Annotated in this window: 13 protein-coding genes; 6 read left to right on the top strand and 7 right to left on the bottom strand. The window is 60.3% G+C overall.

The features are described from left to right. Nucleotides 1-39 precede the first annotated feature (39 nt). Nucleotides 40-1,452: an MFS transporter gene (locus AC5SEM_RS13685; protein ID WP_495473310.1), complete on the top strand. Its 1,413-nt coding sequence runs from the start codon at nt 40-42 to the stop codon at nt 1,450-1,452. Between the two features lie 997 nt (nt 1,453-2,449). Here AC5SEM_RS13685 and AC5SEM_RS13680 read toward each other — a convergent pair. Further along, nucleotides 2,450-3,163 carry a murein L,D-transpeptidase catalytic domain family protein gene (locus tag AC5SEM_RS13680; protein ID WP_137216504.1) on the bottom strand — a complete coding sequence of 238 codons (714 nt, stop codon included), beginning with the start codon at nt 3,161-3,163 and terminating at the stop codon, nt 2,450-2,452. Nucleotides 3,164-3,314: 151 nt separating this feature from the next. Between AC5SEM_RS13680 and AC5SEM_RS13675 the strand changes: the two genes are divergently transcribed. Next, nucleotides 3,315-4,931, top strand: coding sequence for a L,D-transpeptidase family protein (locus tag AC5SEM_RS13675; RefSeq protein ID WP_495473309.1), 1,617 nt, complete (start codon nt 3,315-3,317; stop codon nt 4,929-4,931). 3 nt (nt 4,932-4,934) lie between these two features. Here AC5SEM_RS13675 and AC5SEM_RS13670 read toward each other — a convergent pair whose 3' ends face one another. Next, a complete protein-coding gene (locus AC5SEM_RS13670) occupies nt 4,935-5,450 on the bottom strand; it encodes an HvfX family Cu-binding RiPP maturation protein (RefSeq protein ID WP_495473308.1) in 516 nt (171 codons plus the stop codon). Between the two features lie 396 nt (nt 5,451-5,846). On the opposite strand from AC5SEM_RS13670, the gene AC5SEM_RS13665 reads away from it, so the two are divergent. From AC5SEM_RS13665 to AC5SEM_RS13655, 3 genes are all read left to right on the top strand, one after another. After that, on the top strand, nt 5,847-6,731 hold the full coding sequence (locus tag AC5SEM_RS13665; protein WP_137216508.1) for a LysR substrate-binding domain-containing protein: 885 nt from the start codon (nt 5,847-5,849) through the stop codon (nt 6,729-6,731). Nucleotides 6,732-6,835: 104 nt separating this feature from the next. Continuing rightward, entirely contained in the window at nt 6,836-7,951 is a 1,116-nt protein-coding gene (gene aguA, locus AC5SEM_RS13660) for an agmatine deiminase (protein ID WP_495473307.1), read from the top strand. Nucleotides 7,952-7,953: 2 nt separating this feature from the next. Beyond that, nucleotides 7,954-9,051 (top strand): extracellular solute-binding protein, encoded by a 1,098-nt coding sequence (locus AC5SEM_RS13655; protein ID WP_331691352.1) that lies wholly within the window; start codon nt 7,954-7,956, stop codon nt 9,049-9,051. A 606-nt stretch (nt 9,052-9,657) separates the two neighbouring features. Here the strand turns inward: AC5SEM_RS13655 and AC5SEM_RS13650 are convergent. From AC5SEM_RS13650 to AC5SEM_RS13635, 4 genes are all read right to left on the bottom strand, one after another. Beyond that, a protein-coding gene (locus AC5SEM_RS13650; RefSeq protein ID WP_495471302.1) for an IS3 family transposase occupies nt 9,658-10,799 on the bottom strand; the annotation gives its coding sequence in 2 pieces (ribosomal slippage) (nt 9,658-10,538 and nt 10,538-10,799; 1,143 coding nt in all). 95 nt (nt 10,800-10,894) lie between these two features. Next, nucleotides 10,895-11,524, bottom strand: coding sequence for a DNA-3-methyladenine glycosylase family protein (locus AC5SEM_RS13645; protein ID WP_495473306.1), 630 nt, complete (start codon nt 11,522-11,524; stop codon nt 10,895-10,897). Nucleotide 11,525: 1 nt separating this feature from the next. Further along, nucleotides 11,526-12,323, bottom strand: a complete 798-nt coding sequence (locus AC5SEM_RS13640; RefSeq protein WP_123594303.1) for an isocitrate lyase/PEP mutase family protein — start codon at nt 12,321-12,323, stop codon at nt 11,526-11,528. 32 nt (nt 12,324-12,355) lie between these two features. Next, on the bottom strand, nt 12,356-13,438 hold the full coding sequence (locus AC5SEM_RS13635; RefSeq protein WP_495473305.1) for a bifunctional transcriptional activator/DNA repair enzyme AdaA: 1,083 nt from the start codon (nt 13,436-13,438) through the stop codon (nt 12,356-12,358). 210 nt (nt 13,439-13,648) lie between these two features. Between AC5SEM_RS13635 and AC5SEM_RS13630 the strand changes: the two genes are divergently transcribed. Continuing rightward, entirely contained in the window at nt 13,649-14,062 is a 414-nt protein-coding gene (locus tag AC5SEM_RS13630) for a VOC family protein (protein WP_123594305.1), read from the top strand. Here AC5SEM_RS13630 and AC5SEM_RS13625 read toward each other — a convergent pair. Next, entirely contained in the window at nt 14,059-14,679 is a 621-nt protein-coding gene (locus AC5SEM_RS13625; RefSeq protein ID WP_123594306.1) for a LysE family translocator, read from the bottom strand. The genes AC5SEM_RS13630 and AC5SEM_RS13625 overlap by 4 nt on opposite strands. Nucleotides 14,680-14,888 lie beyond the last annotated feature (209 nt).

Below are 14,888 nucleotides of genomic sequence, written 5' to 3'. Positions count from 1 at the left end.
TCAGGCTATGACGCATCACCTATGCGTTGCGAGCCGATCATGCCCCGAGAACCCTTGAACAGTCCCGCCCGATGGGCGCTGACCAGTCTGGCCCTGTCGATGTTGATGCCGTCGCTGGACACCAGCATTGCCAACGCCGGGTTGCCGATTCTGGCGACGGCGTTTGATGCGACGTTTCAACAAGTGCAATGGATCGTGCTGGCTTATCTGCTCGCGATCACTACATTGATTGTCAGTGTCGGGCGTCTGGGCGATGGTTTTGGACGGCGGCGATTGCTGCTGATCGGGATCGGCATTTTCACCAGCGCTTCGTTGGCTTGCGCGTTGGCTCCGGGACTGGGTTGGCTGATCGGCGCACGGGCGGTGCAAGGTGTTGGTGCGGCGATCATGTTTGCCTTGACGGTGGCGCTGGTGGCCGATGCGGTGCCGAAGGCGCGGGCGGGCAGTGCGATGGGCTTGCTGGCGACGATGTCGGCGGCGGGCACCAGTCTTGGGCCGTCGCTGGGCGGGCTATTGATGACGCATGTCGGCTGGCAGGCGATTTTTCTGCTCAACGTGCCGTTGGGTTTGCTCAATGTCTGGCTGGTGTACCGCTTTTTGCCAGCGGATCGGGCCGCTGGGCCGCGAGTCGCGTTCGATTATTCTGGCAGCGCGGTGCTGGTGTTGACGCTGGCGGCCTATGCGCTGGCAATGACCCTTGAAGGTTTCACCGTGCCGTTGCTGTTGGCCAGCCTGTGCGGCGCGGGGTTGTTCTTCATGATCGAGAAGAAGGCCAAGGCGCCGCTGATTCGTTTGTCGCTGTTTAGCGATCCTCGACTGAGCAGCAGTCTAACGCTGACGTTGCTGGTGACGACGGTGATGATGACCACGCTGGTGGTCGGGCCGTTTTACCTGCACCGGGGTTTGGGTCTCAGCAGCACAATGGTCGGAGTAGCGTTATCGATCGGACCGTTGTTGTCCGCAATGAGTGGGGTACCGGCGGGACGTTTGGTGGATCGCTTCGGCGCGCGACGGATTGTGCCGGGCGCATTGCTCGGGATGGCCGGCGGTTGCAGCTTGCTGGCACTCCTGCCCATGAGTATGGGACTGGCCGCGTATGTACTGCCGATCATGGTAATAGCTGTCGGTTACGCGTTGTTCCAGGCGGCCAACAACACCGGATTGATGGCCGGGGTCAGTCAGGATCAGCGTGGCGTGGTTTCGGCGATGCTCGGGCTGGCGCGCAACCTCGGCTTGATCACTGGCGCGGCGGTGATGGGCGCGGTGTTTGCGCTGGCAGCGGGCGATCCGACACAGGCGCCGGCTACGGCGATTGCCAGCGGATTGCATATCACTTTTGGCGTCGCGGTGGCGTTGATGCTCATGGCTTTGATCATAAGCCGAGCGCAGTTCAACTGTAGGAGTGAGCCTGCTCGCGAAGAGGCCGGCACAGCCAACATCTCCAGTGACTGATACACCGATTTCGCGAGCAGGCTCACTCCTACAGGGGATCGGGTTGATCAGCAGATCTTCGGCCGAATCGCGATCAAATGTGGGAGCGAGCCCGCTCGCGAAGAGGCCGGCACAGCCAACATCTCCGGTGACTGACACTCCGCTTTCGCGAGCAGGCTCACTCCCACAGTGAAACGGGTTGATCAGTAGATCTTCGGCCGAATCGCGATCAAATGTGGGAGCGAGCCTGCTCGCGAAGGGGCCGGCACAGCCAACATCTCCGGTGACTGACACTCCGCTTTCGCGAGCAAGCTCGCTCCCACAGGGGATCGGGTTGATCAGTAGATCTTCGGCCGAACCGAGATCAAGTGTGGGAGCGAGCCTGCTCGCGAAGGGGCCGGCACAGCCAATATTTCCGGTGACTGACACAGCGCTTTCGCGAGCAGGCTCGCTCCCACAGGGGATCGGGTTGATCAGTAGATCTTCGGCCGAACCGAGATCAAATGTGGGAGCGAGCCCGCTCGCGAAGAGGCCGGCACAGCCAACATCTCCGGTGACTGACACTCCGCTTTCGCGAGCAAGCTCGCTCCCACAGGGGATCGGGTTGATCAGCAGAACTTCGACCGAACCGCGATCAAATGTGGGAGCGAGCCTGCTCGCGAAGAGGCCGGCACAGCCAACATCTCCAGTGACTGATACACCGATTTCGCGAGCAGGCTCACTCCCACAGGGGATCGGGTTGATCAGTAGATCTTCGGCCGAACCGAGATCAAATGTGGGAGCGAGCCCGCTCGCGAAGAGGCCGGCACAGCCAATATCTCCGGTGAGTGATACCCCGCTTTCGCGAGCAGGCTCGCTCCCACAGGGGATCGGGTTGATCAGTAGATCTTCGGCCGAACCGAGATCAAATGTGGGAGCGAGCCCGCTCGCGAAGAGGCCGGCACAGCCAATATCTCCGGTGAGTGATACCCCGCTTTCGCGAGCAGGCTCGCTCCCACAGGGGATTTGTGGTGGTCGGTTAGCTCGCGTGGGTATTGAGGATGCTCGCCACCTGCTGCGGCTGGCAGTTCAGATACGGCGAGGACTTCAGCCAGCGCTGATCCGGGTACCACGAAAACATGAACTGGCCATTCTTCAACCGGTCGATCACCTGCTTGGCAATCTGTGGCCTTACTGCCGGGCAACCCTGGCTGCGGCCGATGCGCCCCTGTTTCTTGCTCCACAACGGGTTCACATAACTGGCGGCGTGAATGACGATGGCGCGATCGCGAGCCATGTCATTGAAGCCCGGCTCCAGACCGTCCATGCGCAGCGAATAACCGTGGGTGCCGCTGTAGCTTTCCTGGGTGCGGAACAGGCCAAGACTGGACTGGTAGCTGCCTTCGACATTGGAAAACTGCGTGGCGAAGTTTTCCCCGGAATTGGAACCATGGGCAACCAGATCACGCAGTACCAATTTCTTTTTGCTGAGATCGAAGATCCACAGACGGCGTTCGGTGGATGGCTGCGAATAGTCGATGATCGCCAGGTGACGCGACGGTTTCGCACCGTTGTTGACCGCGCACTGCATGGCGTTCAACGCACCTTTCAGCGCTTGGGGATTGAGTTCTGGCGCGGCGTGCGCGAGGCTGGTGTAGAGAACCGGCGATGGTTTGCCGGCAGCAAAAACGGGACTGGACACCACGACAAGGGTCGCGGTGGTCAACAGAAGTCGGCGCAAAAACGTCAACATTTTATAAAGTGTCCTCACTTGCTACTTATTTGGCACTTTGGCTCCTGACTCCCAGTCAATACCCGCAAGCCCGTTGATCGAGCCTGACTCTCAAGCGCACCTGATGTAAGGTTGGCCATCATCTGGACGGCCATGGATTGGAGTAAAGCAGTTGTTCAAAAAGTACGCATGCTACTTGAGCATTTGTTTGCTCGCTGCGCCGTTTGTCGCTTGTGCCGATGAGCCGTTGCCGCCGCTGGAGACACTGCCAACGCCACCGGCCGAGATGCCGGTCGAGCCGCAAAGTCCGTTGCAGGCTGTAATGATCAATCTGCCGCAGTCGTGCCCGGCGATTGCCGCGCATCTCAACGGCCCGGCGCTGACGCAATTGCAGGCGTTCTACCAGCAGCAGGACTGGATGCCGGTGTGGGCCAGTGAGTCGGCACGATTGCCGGTGTTGCGCGCGCAATTGCAGCTGTTGGCCGATGATGGTCTCAATCCAAAGCGCTATCCGGTCGCGACCACGGCGCCGCAGGATGGCGAGTTGTGTGCCGACATCGACATCAGCCGCAACTACCTCCAGGCCCTGCAGGATCTGCATTACGGAAGCCTGCTGCAATCACACTTCGAACCGCTGTGGCATGCCGACGCCAGCCCGCGTGACCGTCAGGCGGAATTGTTGGCGATCGCCGTACCGGGCATGCACGACATTCCCGCCGCGTTTGATCTGGCCCGTCCGCGTCTGGCGCAATATCAGGACCTGCGTCAGCTGTACGCGGCGCAACGGCTCAAAGCCTTGCCGCAATGGCAATCGGTGGGCAGCGGACCGCTGTTGCGCCCTGCCATGGAAGACAAACGCGTGCCGGAACTGGCCCAGCGCTTGTACAGCGAGGGCTACCTGGCCCATGCCATTGGCACACCGGGTAATGCTTATGACGGCGCGCTGGTCGACGCCGTAAAGAGTTTTCAGGCCAATCATTCCTTGCAGGCCGACGGTGTGGTCGGGCCAGGAACGATTGCCGAACTTAACATCAGCCCGCTGATTCGCCGTGAACAATTGCGCGTCAACCTTGAGCGCTTCCGCTGGATGGCTCAGGACATGGAACCCAATGGCCTGCTGGTCAACGTCGCCGCCGCTGAGTTGACGCTGTATCAGGGCGGCGTGCCGGTGTGGCAGACCCGCACCCAGGTCGGTCGCGCGGAACGCCAGACGCCGTTGCTCAAATCGCGGGTCACGCGCCTGACCCTGAACCCGACCTGGACCGTGCCGCCGACCATCTGGAAAGAAGACAAGTTGCCGGCAATCCGCAAGGACCAGACCTTCCTCAGCCGCCAGAACCTGCAAGTGCTCGACGCCAACGGTCAGCCGTTGGCGGCAGCGGATATCGACTGGGACAACCCCGGCAACATCATGCTGCGTCAGGACGCCGGGCCGCGTAACCCGCTGGGACAAATGGTCATCCGCTTCCCCAATCCGTTCTCGGTGTACCTGCACGACACGCCAAGCAAGGCGCTGTTTGAAAAAGGCCCACGCGCGTTCAGCTCCGGTTGCGTGCGCGTCGAGCATCCGATGCAGCTGCGCGATCTGCTGCTGACCCCTGCGGAAAAAGCCCGCACCGAAACCCTGCTGGCCACCGGAACCACCCACGAATTTCGTCTGTCGGCGCCGGTGCCGATCCTGATGACCTACTGGACAGCGCAGGTCGACAGCAGCGGAAACGTACGTTACGCGCCGGACATCTACAGCCGTGACAGCGCCTTGCTCGTCGGGCTTGACCGGGCGCACTGAGCCTTAGCGGGTGCTTCTGTTCCAGAACACCCGCGCCAGCCACGCATCGACACTCAATTTGCCCGCCCCGGCGAACACCAGCGGCAGCAGCGCGGCCAGGTAAATCGCCGGCAGCTTGAAGTTGCCGAAGCCTTTGTTAGTGATCGCATAACCCTGCGCCAACTCGCTCAATGACGACCAGTCGGCCGGCCAGTGCACGGCAGCGGTGGCGACCACGGTCACTACGATCAGCGAGATCGCCGAAATACGCGTGCCGAAGCCGACCAGAATCGCCAGCGCGCAGATCAGTTCGGCCCACATCGACAGCTCCCAGTTCAGCGTTGCCGGTAGGTGGTCGAAGGGGAAGGGGAATTTGTCCTGGATGTCTTCAAACCAGTTCTGCCCGTTGAATTTCTCCAGCCCGGATTCGAAGAATTCCCAGGTGATGAACAGGCGCAGGGTCAGCGGGGCGAGCCAGGTGCCAGCGCGATCGAGGTTCAGGTGCAGGTGTTTGACGGTGGTGGAAAGGGTGGTGGTCATGATGCAGCTCCGGTGGGTTGGGCAAGTTGGATCGACCGGGGTATTTCAGCGTCGGGGTGTATCGGGGATGTGTCGGCGGGGTGGCAGATTGTGCTTTTGGTGTGTCTGCGGCTTCGGGGTATACAGTGCGATACAGTCAAAAGCCCCTCACCCTAACCCTCCCGAAACGTCGGACCGCCCAGAGGGAGAGGGGACTGACCGTGGGATATTGAAGAGGTACGCCGACGTGAGAGTTTTCTTCTGAATCCATAATCGACTCAGTCTTTCAGGTCGATGTATCACGCCAGACACCTCGGTCGGCTCCCTCTCCCTCCGGGAGAGGGCTGGGGTGAGGGTGACAAGGCTGGACGCGCTCCCAAAGCGCAGTCAGCATGGCCAAAAAAACGGATCACCCCCATGCGAAGACTTCCCTCACTGGCCGCTCTGCGCACCTTCGAATGCGCCGCCCGCCACGCGCATTTCGGCCGTGCAGCCGCCGAACTCTGTGTCACCGACAGCGCCGTCAGCCATCAGATCCGCCAACTCGAAGAACAACTCGGCGTCTCACTGTTCATCCGCGAAGGTCGGCAAATCCGCCCGACCATCGCCGCCGGCCGCTTGATGCAAAGCCTGCAACAGGCCTTCGAACTGATCGGCGATGCCTGCGATGAACTGCGCGATCCATCGTCACTGGCAGTGCTCAGGCTGGCCGTCACCGCCGAACTCGCGCAGAAGTGGCTGATGAGTCGCCTCACCGATTTCTACGCGCGTTATCCGCACATCACCTTGCACCTTTATGAACAACCGATCGACGCCACGGCGCCCGGCGAAGACATCGATCTGGCGATCACCTACGGCACGGGTCCGGTGGACAGCAGCGCCTACTTCGTCCGCCCGTTGCCCGCTCTGCAGTTTTTCCCGGTGTGCAGCCCCGGCCTGTTCAACCAGGGCACCTTGAAAACACCCAAGGATCTGGTTCGTCACTGCCTGTTGCACGACGATCAGGACGGCAAGACCTGGACCGCTTGGCTGACCAGCCACGCCGGTGATCTGCGCCCGCAGCGTCAGCTGTATTTCGCCCACGCTGGACTGGCGCTGGAAGCCGCAGCGCAAGGGCAGGGCGTGGCCATGGGCGACAACCTCACCGCGCAGGAAGATCTGCAAAGTGGCCGGCTGGTGCGGCCCTTCGCCTCCAGTATGACCGCCCTCGGCCAATACGCACTGGTCTGCGAGCGGCTGCGGCTGGAGCGCCCGGCGGTGGCGCAGATGCTCGAATGGTTCAACGATCAACTGGTCGATTGATGAGTTGAATTCAACTGTTCCGCAATATTCCTCGTTGGCGGGTATGCGGCCTGCGCCCTTAGCCTGTGGTCATTCCAATCCCATCGCGAAGACGAGGTTTGACCATGGCACGTTTGCTCGACTCCACCCCCAAACACGACGGCTTCCGTCTGCCCGGCGAATTTGAAGCCAAGTCCGGCTGCTGGCTGGGCTGGCCGGAGCGCACCGATGTCTGGCGCAACGGCGCGAAACCGGCGCAGAAAGTCTGGGTGCAGATCGTCACCGCCATCTCCCACAGCGAACCGGTCACCGTGTGTGCCTCCGCCGCGCAATTCGCCACGGCGCGTCGGCAGTTGCCGCCGCAAGTGCGCGTGGTCGAGATGAGCTGCAACGACACCTGGTTCCGCGATAGCGGCCCATGCTTTGTGGTCAACGATCAGAGCGGTGAAGTGCGTGGCGTCGACTTCGAATTCAATGCTTATGGCGGGCTCGACGGGGGCCTTTATTACCCGTGGGACAAGGACGATCAGATCGCTAGCAAGATCCTCGAAATCGAGCGCTTCGACCGCTACCGCGCACCACTGATTGCCGAGCTGGGCGGCATCCAGAGCGACGGCCAGGGCAGCATCCTTACCACCGAACAGTGTCTGCTCAACCGCAATCGCAACCAGCATCTGGGCAAGGACGAAGTCACCCGACGCCTGACCGATTACCTCGGTGCCGAGCAAGTCATCTGGCTGCCACGCGGCTGCAAGTTCGACGAAACCGATGGCCATGTCGATGACCTCGCCTGTTTCGTGCGTCCCGGTGAAGTGGTGCTGCAATGGACCGAAAACCGCGACGATCCGCAGTGGGAGATTTACCAAGAGGCCTACGACATCCTGCGCAGCACCCGCGACAGCCGAGGGCGCGAGCTGATCGTGCACAAACTGCCGCAACCGGATGTGCTGGAATGGACCGCCGAAGAAGCCGACGGCCTCGATCAGCAGGACAGCACCCACACCCGTCAGGCCGGCACGAAAATCTGCGCGTCGTACATCAACTACTACGCCGGTAATAGTTCGATCGTGGTGCCGTTGTTTGGTGATCGCAACGATCAAGTGGCGCTGGCGACGTTGGCCGAACTGTTCCCGCAGCACAAGATCGTCGGCATCGAAAACTCCCGGGAAATCCTCCTCGGCGGCGGCAACGTCGCGTGCATCACCATGCCGCAATACGCCGGCCTGAAAAAAGGAGCCTGACCATGCGCCTGCACAAACTGACTCAAGCGTTATTGCTGGTGCTTGCACCTTTGTGTGTGCAGGCCGCCGACAGCGCGAAACCGGTGGTTAATCTGTACATCTGGGGCGAATACCTGGCGCCGGATACGCTGAAGAATTTCGAGGCGCAAACCGGCATTCATGTGGTCGCCGATCACTTCGATTCACTGGAAACCGTCGAGACCAAACTACTTACCGGGCGCAGTGGCTACGACCTGGTGCTGACCGCCGGCCAGCATCTGTCGCGGGCCATCGAAAGCGGCGCGATCCAGCCGCTGGACAAGGCCCGGGTGCCACACTTTGCCGGGGTTGGCGAGGAGTTTCGCCAACACATGGCGGTGTTCGATCCGGGCAATCGCTACGCGGGGATTTACGCTTGGGGCACCACTGGCGTCGGCTATCAGGAAGAGGCGATCAAGCAACGTTTGCCGGATGCGCCGACGGACAGTTGGGCGATGTTGTTCGATCCGGCGGTGGTGGCGAAATTCGCTGATTGCGGAGTGAGTCTGCTCAACGATCCCAACGAGGTATTTGCCGCCGTCATGAAGTACATGGGGCTGGACATCAACCGGCAGAACCTCGATGACTTGAAGCTTGCTGAACAGCAACTGGCGAAGATCCGGCCGTACATTCGTTACTTCGACAACGACCTGAACATCAGCGATCTGGCCAACGGTAATACGTGCGTGGCGATGTCGTGGAACGGTAATGTGGCGATCGCGGCGGGGCAGGCGGAAGCGGCGAAGAAGCCGTTCAAGTTGAGTTACCGGATTCCGAAAGAGGGCACGTTGATCTGGTTCGATGCCATGGTCGTGCCCAAGGACGCGCCGCATCCCCAGGCCGGGTTGGCGCTGATGGATTATTTGATGACGCCGCAGGTGATTGCGCCGATTACTGACACCATTCATTACGCCAATGCGATCACGGCGGCGGATGGTTTGGTCGATGCAGCGATTCGTAATGATCCGGGGACGTATCCCTCGGCCGACGTCAGGGCCACGCTGTACAGCAAGAATGACAATGGCAAGGCGTTCAATCGGGCTTTGATTCGGGCGTTCAGCCGATTGAAGTCCGGGTTGTGAAAAGCCGACCCTCACCCCAGCCCTCTCCCAGAGGGAGAGGGAGCCGACCGAGGTGTCTTGCGTTAAACATCGACCTGAAAGACCGAGTCGATTATGGATTTAAGTCTTGGCAATCATGGATTCACAGGCGCTATTTCAAGTCGGCGTAGATCTCCAATCTCCCCCAATCAGTCCCTCTACCTACGGGCGGTCCGACGTTTCGGGAGGGCTAGGGTGAGGGCGGTAGATTATGGGTTTGAAAAGTCTTGGCGTTCATGGATTCAAAGGCGCTATTTCAGGTCGGCGTAAATCTCCAATCTCCCCCAATCAGTCCCCTCTACCTCCTGGAGAGGGCTTGGGTGAGGGCAGTCGATTATGGGATTGAGAAGTCTTGGCGATCACGGATTCACAGACGCTATTTCAAGTCGGCGTAGATCTCCAATCTCCCCCAATCAGTCCCCTCTACCTCTGGGAGAGGGCTAGGGTGAGGGCGGTCGATTATGGGTTTGAAAAGTCTTGGCAATCATGGATTCACAGACGCTATTTCACGTCGGCGTAAATCTCCAATCTCCCCCAATCTGATCTGGTCAAACGATACTGGACACGGTTATAGGGTTTTACCCTTTTTCATGCCGCCAGGGCCTCCATGTCCACCGGAGTTCGGTAGCCATTGTGACTGTGCAGCCTGATCCGATTGTAATAATGGGTCAGGTAGCGCAATACATCGGTACTGGCCTCATCTTCGTTTCGGTAGCCAGCCTTGGGTATCCATTCAGATTTCAAACTGCCAAAGAAACGCTCCATCGGGGCGTTGTCCCAGCAGTTTCCTCGTCGACTCATGCTTTGTTTTATGCGCATGTCCGCCAGCGTTTCACGAAACACTTTACTGCTGTAATGACAGCCCTGATCCGAATGGAACATTAGGTTTTCAGGGCGTCCTCGCGACTCGAAAGCCATCTTTAACGCTCGACAGGTCAGAGCTGAATCCGGACTTCTGGACATCGCCCAGCCGACGATGCGGCGGGCATGCAGATCAAGTACAGCAGCCAGATAAACCCAGTAAGTACCGGCCCAAATGTAAGTCACGTCGCCACACCACACTCGATTGGGGGCCTCGACTTTGAATCTACGCTCCAAATGATTGGGGGCGTATTGCGCCTCCGCACCGCTGGGTTTGTACCGATGCCTGCGCCGTTGCTGGCTCTTCAAACCGAGCTCGCGCATCAGGCTACGAGCCATGTAACGACCTACCGACTCTTTTTCGTTACACAGCGCTTTTGACAGGCTGCGCGCGCCCATTGATCCGCGACTTTGCTCATGTAATTCGGCAGCCTTGATCTTTAGGCGATCGCGCCCGACATGCACTTTCGCCCGCTGTTTCAGACGCTCGTAATAACTGCTGCGGTTGATACCAAACACGCCACACAACTCGGATCTTGGATATTGCTCGCTTAACTCCTCGACCAGCCTTACCGATCGAGGGAATCCGACATCAAGAGAGCTGTAGCCTTTTTTAAAATTTCCTTCTCGCGCTCAATCCGTCGAATTGTTGCTTCCAGTTCCTGGATGCGTTGTTGGTCAACGGTCATGGCCTTGGACTTCTCAGGCGTCTTGCCACTGCGCTCCGCACGCAGTTGCTCAACCCAGCGGCGCAGAGCTGTAGGGCCCACGCCCATTGCTTCGCAGGCTTCACTCACCGAATAGTCTTTATCCAAAACCAGGCAAGCCGCATCCCGTTTGAAATCTGTCGAAAAATATCGTCTGGTCAAATCACACCTCTTCGTTGGGCGTAGATTAACGCCCTTTAGGGGTGTCCAGAATCATTAAGCCAGATCAATCAGTCCCCTCTACCTCTGGGAGAGGGCTAGGGTGAGGGCAGCAGTTTAGGCACCCGCCACAAATACCAGGCCGCCACCGTCCGATAAGGACTCCAAGCCAACCCGATCTCAACCATCTGCCTGCGCGTCGGCTGCACCTCCAACCCCTTCAACCGCCGATAACCCTCACGCACACCAAAGTCATCCGCCGGCAAAACATCCATGCGCTCCAGGCTGTAGATCAACAACATCTCCACCGTCCAGCGACCGACCCCGCGCAAACCGACCAAACGTTCGATCAACGCCTCGTCATCCATCGCCAGCGCCGTGGCGTAATCCGGTACCACGCCCTCCAGCGTCGCCTGAGCAATCCCCTGGATCGTCGCAATCTTGCCCGCTGAAAACCCGCAACTGCGCATTCGCTCGAAATCCGTCGCAAGGATCTCCTCGGGCCGCGGAAACGACTGCCCAGGAAACAGCCCCACCAACCGCCCGACAATCGCATCGCCAGCCTTGGCATGCAGTTGCTGATAAGCAATCGCCCGCACCAGCGACTCATACGGATCACGCGCCGGATGCGGTTGATGCAGGCACGGGCCGACCGCCGCAATATGTCGCTGCCACTCCGGATCGAGCGCGGCCAGAAAGGCGCTGGCCGCTTGATAGGCATCAGGCATGTTATTTCAGCAAACCGTTGACTTCGCCGTAGCTGAACGCCTTGAGGTCATGGGTGTCGAGTTTGCCGCTGGCCAGAAAGCTTTTCACCAGCCCGCCCATCGCGCCATAGAGGAATTCGGCGATGCCGGAACCCGCGCTCAAGCGGCGCACGCCCAGCGTTTGCAGTTCTTCCGGTGAAGGCAGGCAAGCAAAACCAAGGACATTGACTGGCAGCGCAGAGCCCTTGCAGATGGCCTCGATTTCATAGGCCGACGTCACGCCCGCCGCGAACAATCCATCCGCTCCGGCCGCTTGATAGAGCGCCGCGCGGTGCAGGGTTTCGGCGACGCGATCCTCGGCCGGCACAAGGCTTTTCAGATACACGTCGGTGCGCGCATTGATGAACAGCTGCACCTCGCGCTTATTGGCAACCTGTCGCGCCACTTCGATCTTGCGCGCGAGCAGCTCCGGATCGGCAGAACCGTCCTCGATATTGATCCCCACGGCACCCGCCGCGATCACCGCATCGAGCACTTCGGCCACGCGCCCGAGGTCATCGGAATACCCGGCCTCGACATCCACGGTCAACGGAATGCTGATCACCCGGGCGATCGATTCCACCGTCGACACCAGACGTTCGAGGGGCAGGGTGTTGCCGTCCGGATAACCGTGGGCCCAGGCCACTGCGGCGCTGCTGGTGGCCACGGCTTTACCGCCCAGGTGCTCGACCAGTCTCGCACCGGTGGCGTCGGCGACGTTGGTCAGAATCAACAGGCCTTGCTGGTGCAACTGGTGAAACTGCGTAGCGAGCGCGTTCATCAAAAATCCTTCTTGTCAGTTGATGGGGTTGGTCAGAATGCCAGTTGTTGGGTGAGCTGCACGGCGGCGTTTTCCAGCCGCAGCAGAAACGCCTTGCGCGGCTGCCCACCACCATAGCCGGTCAGCGAGCCATCCGCGCCGATCACCCGATGGCAGGGCACCACGATCGACAGCCGATTGTGGCCGTTGGCCAGTCCGACCGCGCGACTGGCGCCGGGTTTGCCCAAACCGGCGGCGATGGCCCCGTAAGTGCTGGTGTGGCCGTAGGGGATTTGCAGTAACGCTGACCAGACCTGCCGGGCAAACTCGCTGCCGGGCAAGTGCAACGGCACAGTAAAGGTGTTCAGCTTGCCGGCGAAATACTGCACCAGTTGCTGCTCGATCTGCTGCAAATGCGCGTTGTGCCCCGGCGCGACTGCGTAGCCATAGCGATTCTGTAACTCTTCGACTTCGCGGGTCAGCGCCGGGCGATCGAGAAACTCCAGTAACACCAGTCCACGGCGTTCGGCCATGGCGATCATCGGCCCCAGCGGGGTGGTCAGCCGGGAGAACAGCAGCGGTTCACTCTGTTCGGCGCGGCCCGGGGTGATGTGGAAGGACTTCTGGAAGGCATCACGAAAGCCGCTGAGCGACTCATAACCCGAATCAAACGCGGCGTGATCAATCGAGGTGCCTTGCTTGATCCCGCCCAACGCCATGCCCAGCCGGCGCGTGCGCAACCATGCGTGGAAGGTCATGCCGAAATGCTGCTTGAACCAGCGCCGCAGCTTCAGCGGCTCGATGCCTTCGGCGAGCAACTGCGCATCGCTCCAGCGCACCTCGGAATCGGCCTCCACGGCTTTAAGCAAACGCTGCACCCAGTCCGGCGCGATGGCCGCGGCGTCCAGCGGCTTGCAACGCAGGCAGGCGCGATAGCCGGCAGACATGCATTCGTCAGCATGGGCGAAGAACTCGACGTTCTCCGGTTTCGGCTTGCGCGCCGTGCAGCTGGGGCGGCAGAAGATCCCGGTGGTTTTCACAGCCGTGAAGAACACGCCTTCATAGGCAGTGTCGCGTTCGAGCATGGCGCGAACCATCTCGGCGTGGGGCGGCAGGACAGCGGTATGTATGTTCATGGGCTGAGAGTAAAACCAGTTTGTCGATGGCTCCACCGAAAAATCGACAGTGAATTTTCAAATCCCCTGAACTACCGTGTAGGAGCTGCCGCAGGCTGCGATCTTGATCGTTCCCACGCTCTGCGTGGGAATGCAGCCCGGGACGCTCCGCGTCCGAAAATCCCAGATCGCCGCTATCGGCAGCTCCTACCGTTCGTTGAGGTGTGCCCGATGCATCCTTTTTCCATCCAACACATTGATCACATCGTCCTGCGCGTCGCCGATCTGCAACGCAGCATCGACTTCTACAACCAGGTCTTCGGCGCCGAGGTGGTCAAACGCAACGAACCGCTGGGCCTGATCCACCTGCGCGCCGGCACTTCGATGATCGACCTCGTCGACCTGCAAGGTGAACTCGGTCGCAAGGGCGGTGGGGCGGCCGGGGCCGAGCGGCGTAACGTCGATCACTTTTGCCTGCGCATCGAACCGTTCGACGAAGCGGCGCTGATTGCACATCTGCAAACTTTCGGCCTGAGTGTGGCAAAAGCCGAGTCACGCTTCGGCGCCGAGGGCAAAGGGCTGTCGCTGTATTGCTTCGACCCGGACGGCAATCAGGTCGAACTCAAAGGCCCGTCGGATGCTTAAGCGCGTTTGGCCATCAACAATACCGAAGCCGCCGCCGACAGCAAACCCGCGCAGCAACGATTGAATATCCGTTTGCCGCGCGGCTCGGCGAACCAGCGGCGCATGTGCAGGCCCATCCACGCGTAGGCGCTGATGGCGATCCATTCCAGCAGCAGAAACAGCACGCCCAGCACCGCAAACTGCGCCGGCACCGGGCGCGTCGGGTCGACGAACTGCGGCAGAAACGCGGTAAACAACAGGATCGCCTTCGGATTGCCCGCCGCCACCAGAAACTCCTGCCGCGCTAACGCAAAGAAACCAACGGTCGCGCCCGTTACCTGCTGCTCGGCCTCCGGATTGGCCCGCCACAACTGCCAGGCCAGATACAGCAGATACGCCGCGCCGATGATCTTGATCGCATGGAACAGCCATTCCGAGGTTTGCAGCACCACCGACAGGCCCGCACCGGCCAGCGCAATCATCCCGGCGAACGCCAGAATCCGCCCGATGCCCGCCGTGCAGGCGCGGCGAAAGCCATAACGCGTGGCGTTGCTGACCGACAGCAGATTGTTCGGCCCGGGGGCCATGTTCAGGGCGAAACAGGCTGGAAGAAACAGGGTGAGGGTGGCGAGATCCATGACGGCACTCCAGTAACGAGAACGATATTTTTATCACAGCCCCCAGGCGCCCAGACCCATACAGTCACACAGCGCTGTCGCGGTACAGCGCCCGGCGCTGTTGGGCAGCGCGGTCGAACTTTTTGCAGATGCCTTCACTCTGTATCAGTCATAGGGTGATGGTTTCGTCAGAAAAAACTATCCATCCGGTCAGAAACGGCGATAGCCGT

The sequence above is a fragment of the Pseudomonas sp. CH61 genome (genome assembly GCF_059429415.1).
The sequence above is the reverse complement of the archived record's forward strand: the minus strand, read 5'-3'. Positions and strand labels throughout refer to the sequence as shown.

Excerpts from the sequence above, each read along its gene's own strand:
- AC5SEM_RS13630 (WP_123594305.1), top strand. The coding sequence starts at position 13,649 with ATGCATCCTTTTTCCATCCAACACATTGATCACATCGTCCTGCGCGTC.
- AC5SEM_RS13625 (WP_123594306.1), bottom strand. The coding sequence starts at position 14,679 with ATGGATCTCGCCACCCTCACCCTGTTTCTTCCAGCCTGTTTCGCCCTG.
- AC5SEM_RS13685 (WP_495473310.1), top strand. The coding sequence starts at position 40 with ATGCCCCGAGAACCCTTGAACAGTCCCGCCCGATGGGCGCTGACCAGT.
- AC5SEM_RS13670 (WP_495473308.1), bottom strand. The coding sequence starts at position 5,450 with ATGACCACCACCCTTTCCACCACCGTCAAACACCTGCACCTGAACCTC.
- aguA (WP_495473307.1), top strand. The coding sequence starts at position 6,836 with ATGGCACGTTTGCTCGACTCCACCCCCAAACACGACGGCTTCCGTCTG.
- AC5SEM_RS13645 (WP_495473306.1), bottom strand. The coding sequence starts at position 11,524 with ATGCCTGATGCCTATCAAGCGGCCAGCGCCTTTCTGGCCGCGCTCGAT.
- AC5SEM_RS13640 (WP_123594303.1), bottom strand. The coding sequence starts at position 12,323 with ATGAACGCGCTCGCTACGCAGTTTCACCAGTTGCACCAGCAAGGCCTG.
- AC5SEM_RS13680 (WP_137216504.1), bottom strand. The coding sequence starts at position 3,163 with ATGTTGACGTTTTTGCGCCGACTTCTGTTGACCACCGCGACCCTTGTC.
- AC5SEM_RS13665 (WP_137216508.1), top strand. The coding sequence starts at position 5,847 with ATGCGAAGACTTCCCTCACTGGCCGCTCTGCGCACCTTCGAATGCGCC.
- AC5SEM_RS13655 (WP_331691352.1), top strand. The coding sequence starts at position 7,954 with ATGCGCCTGCACAAACTGACTCAAGCGTTATTGCTGGTGCTTGCACCT.
- AC5SEM_RS13635 (WP_495473305.1), bottom strand. The coding sequence starts at position 13,438 with ATGAACATACATACCGCTGTCCTGCCGCCCCACGCCGAGATGGTTCGC.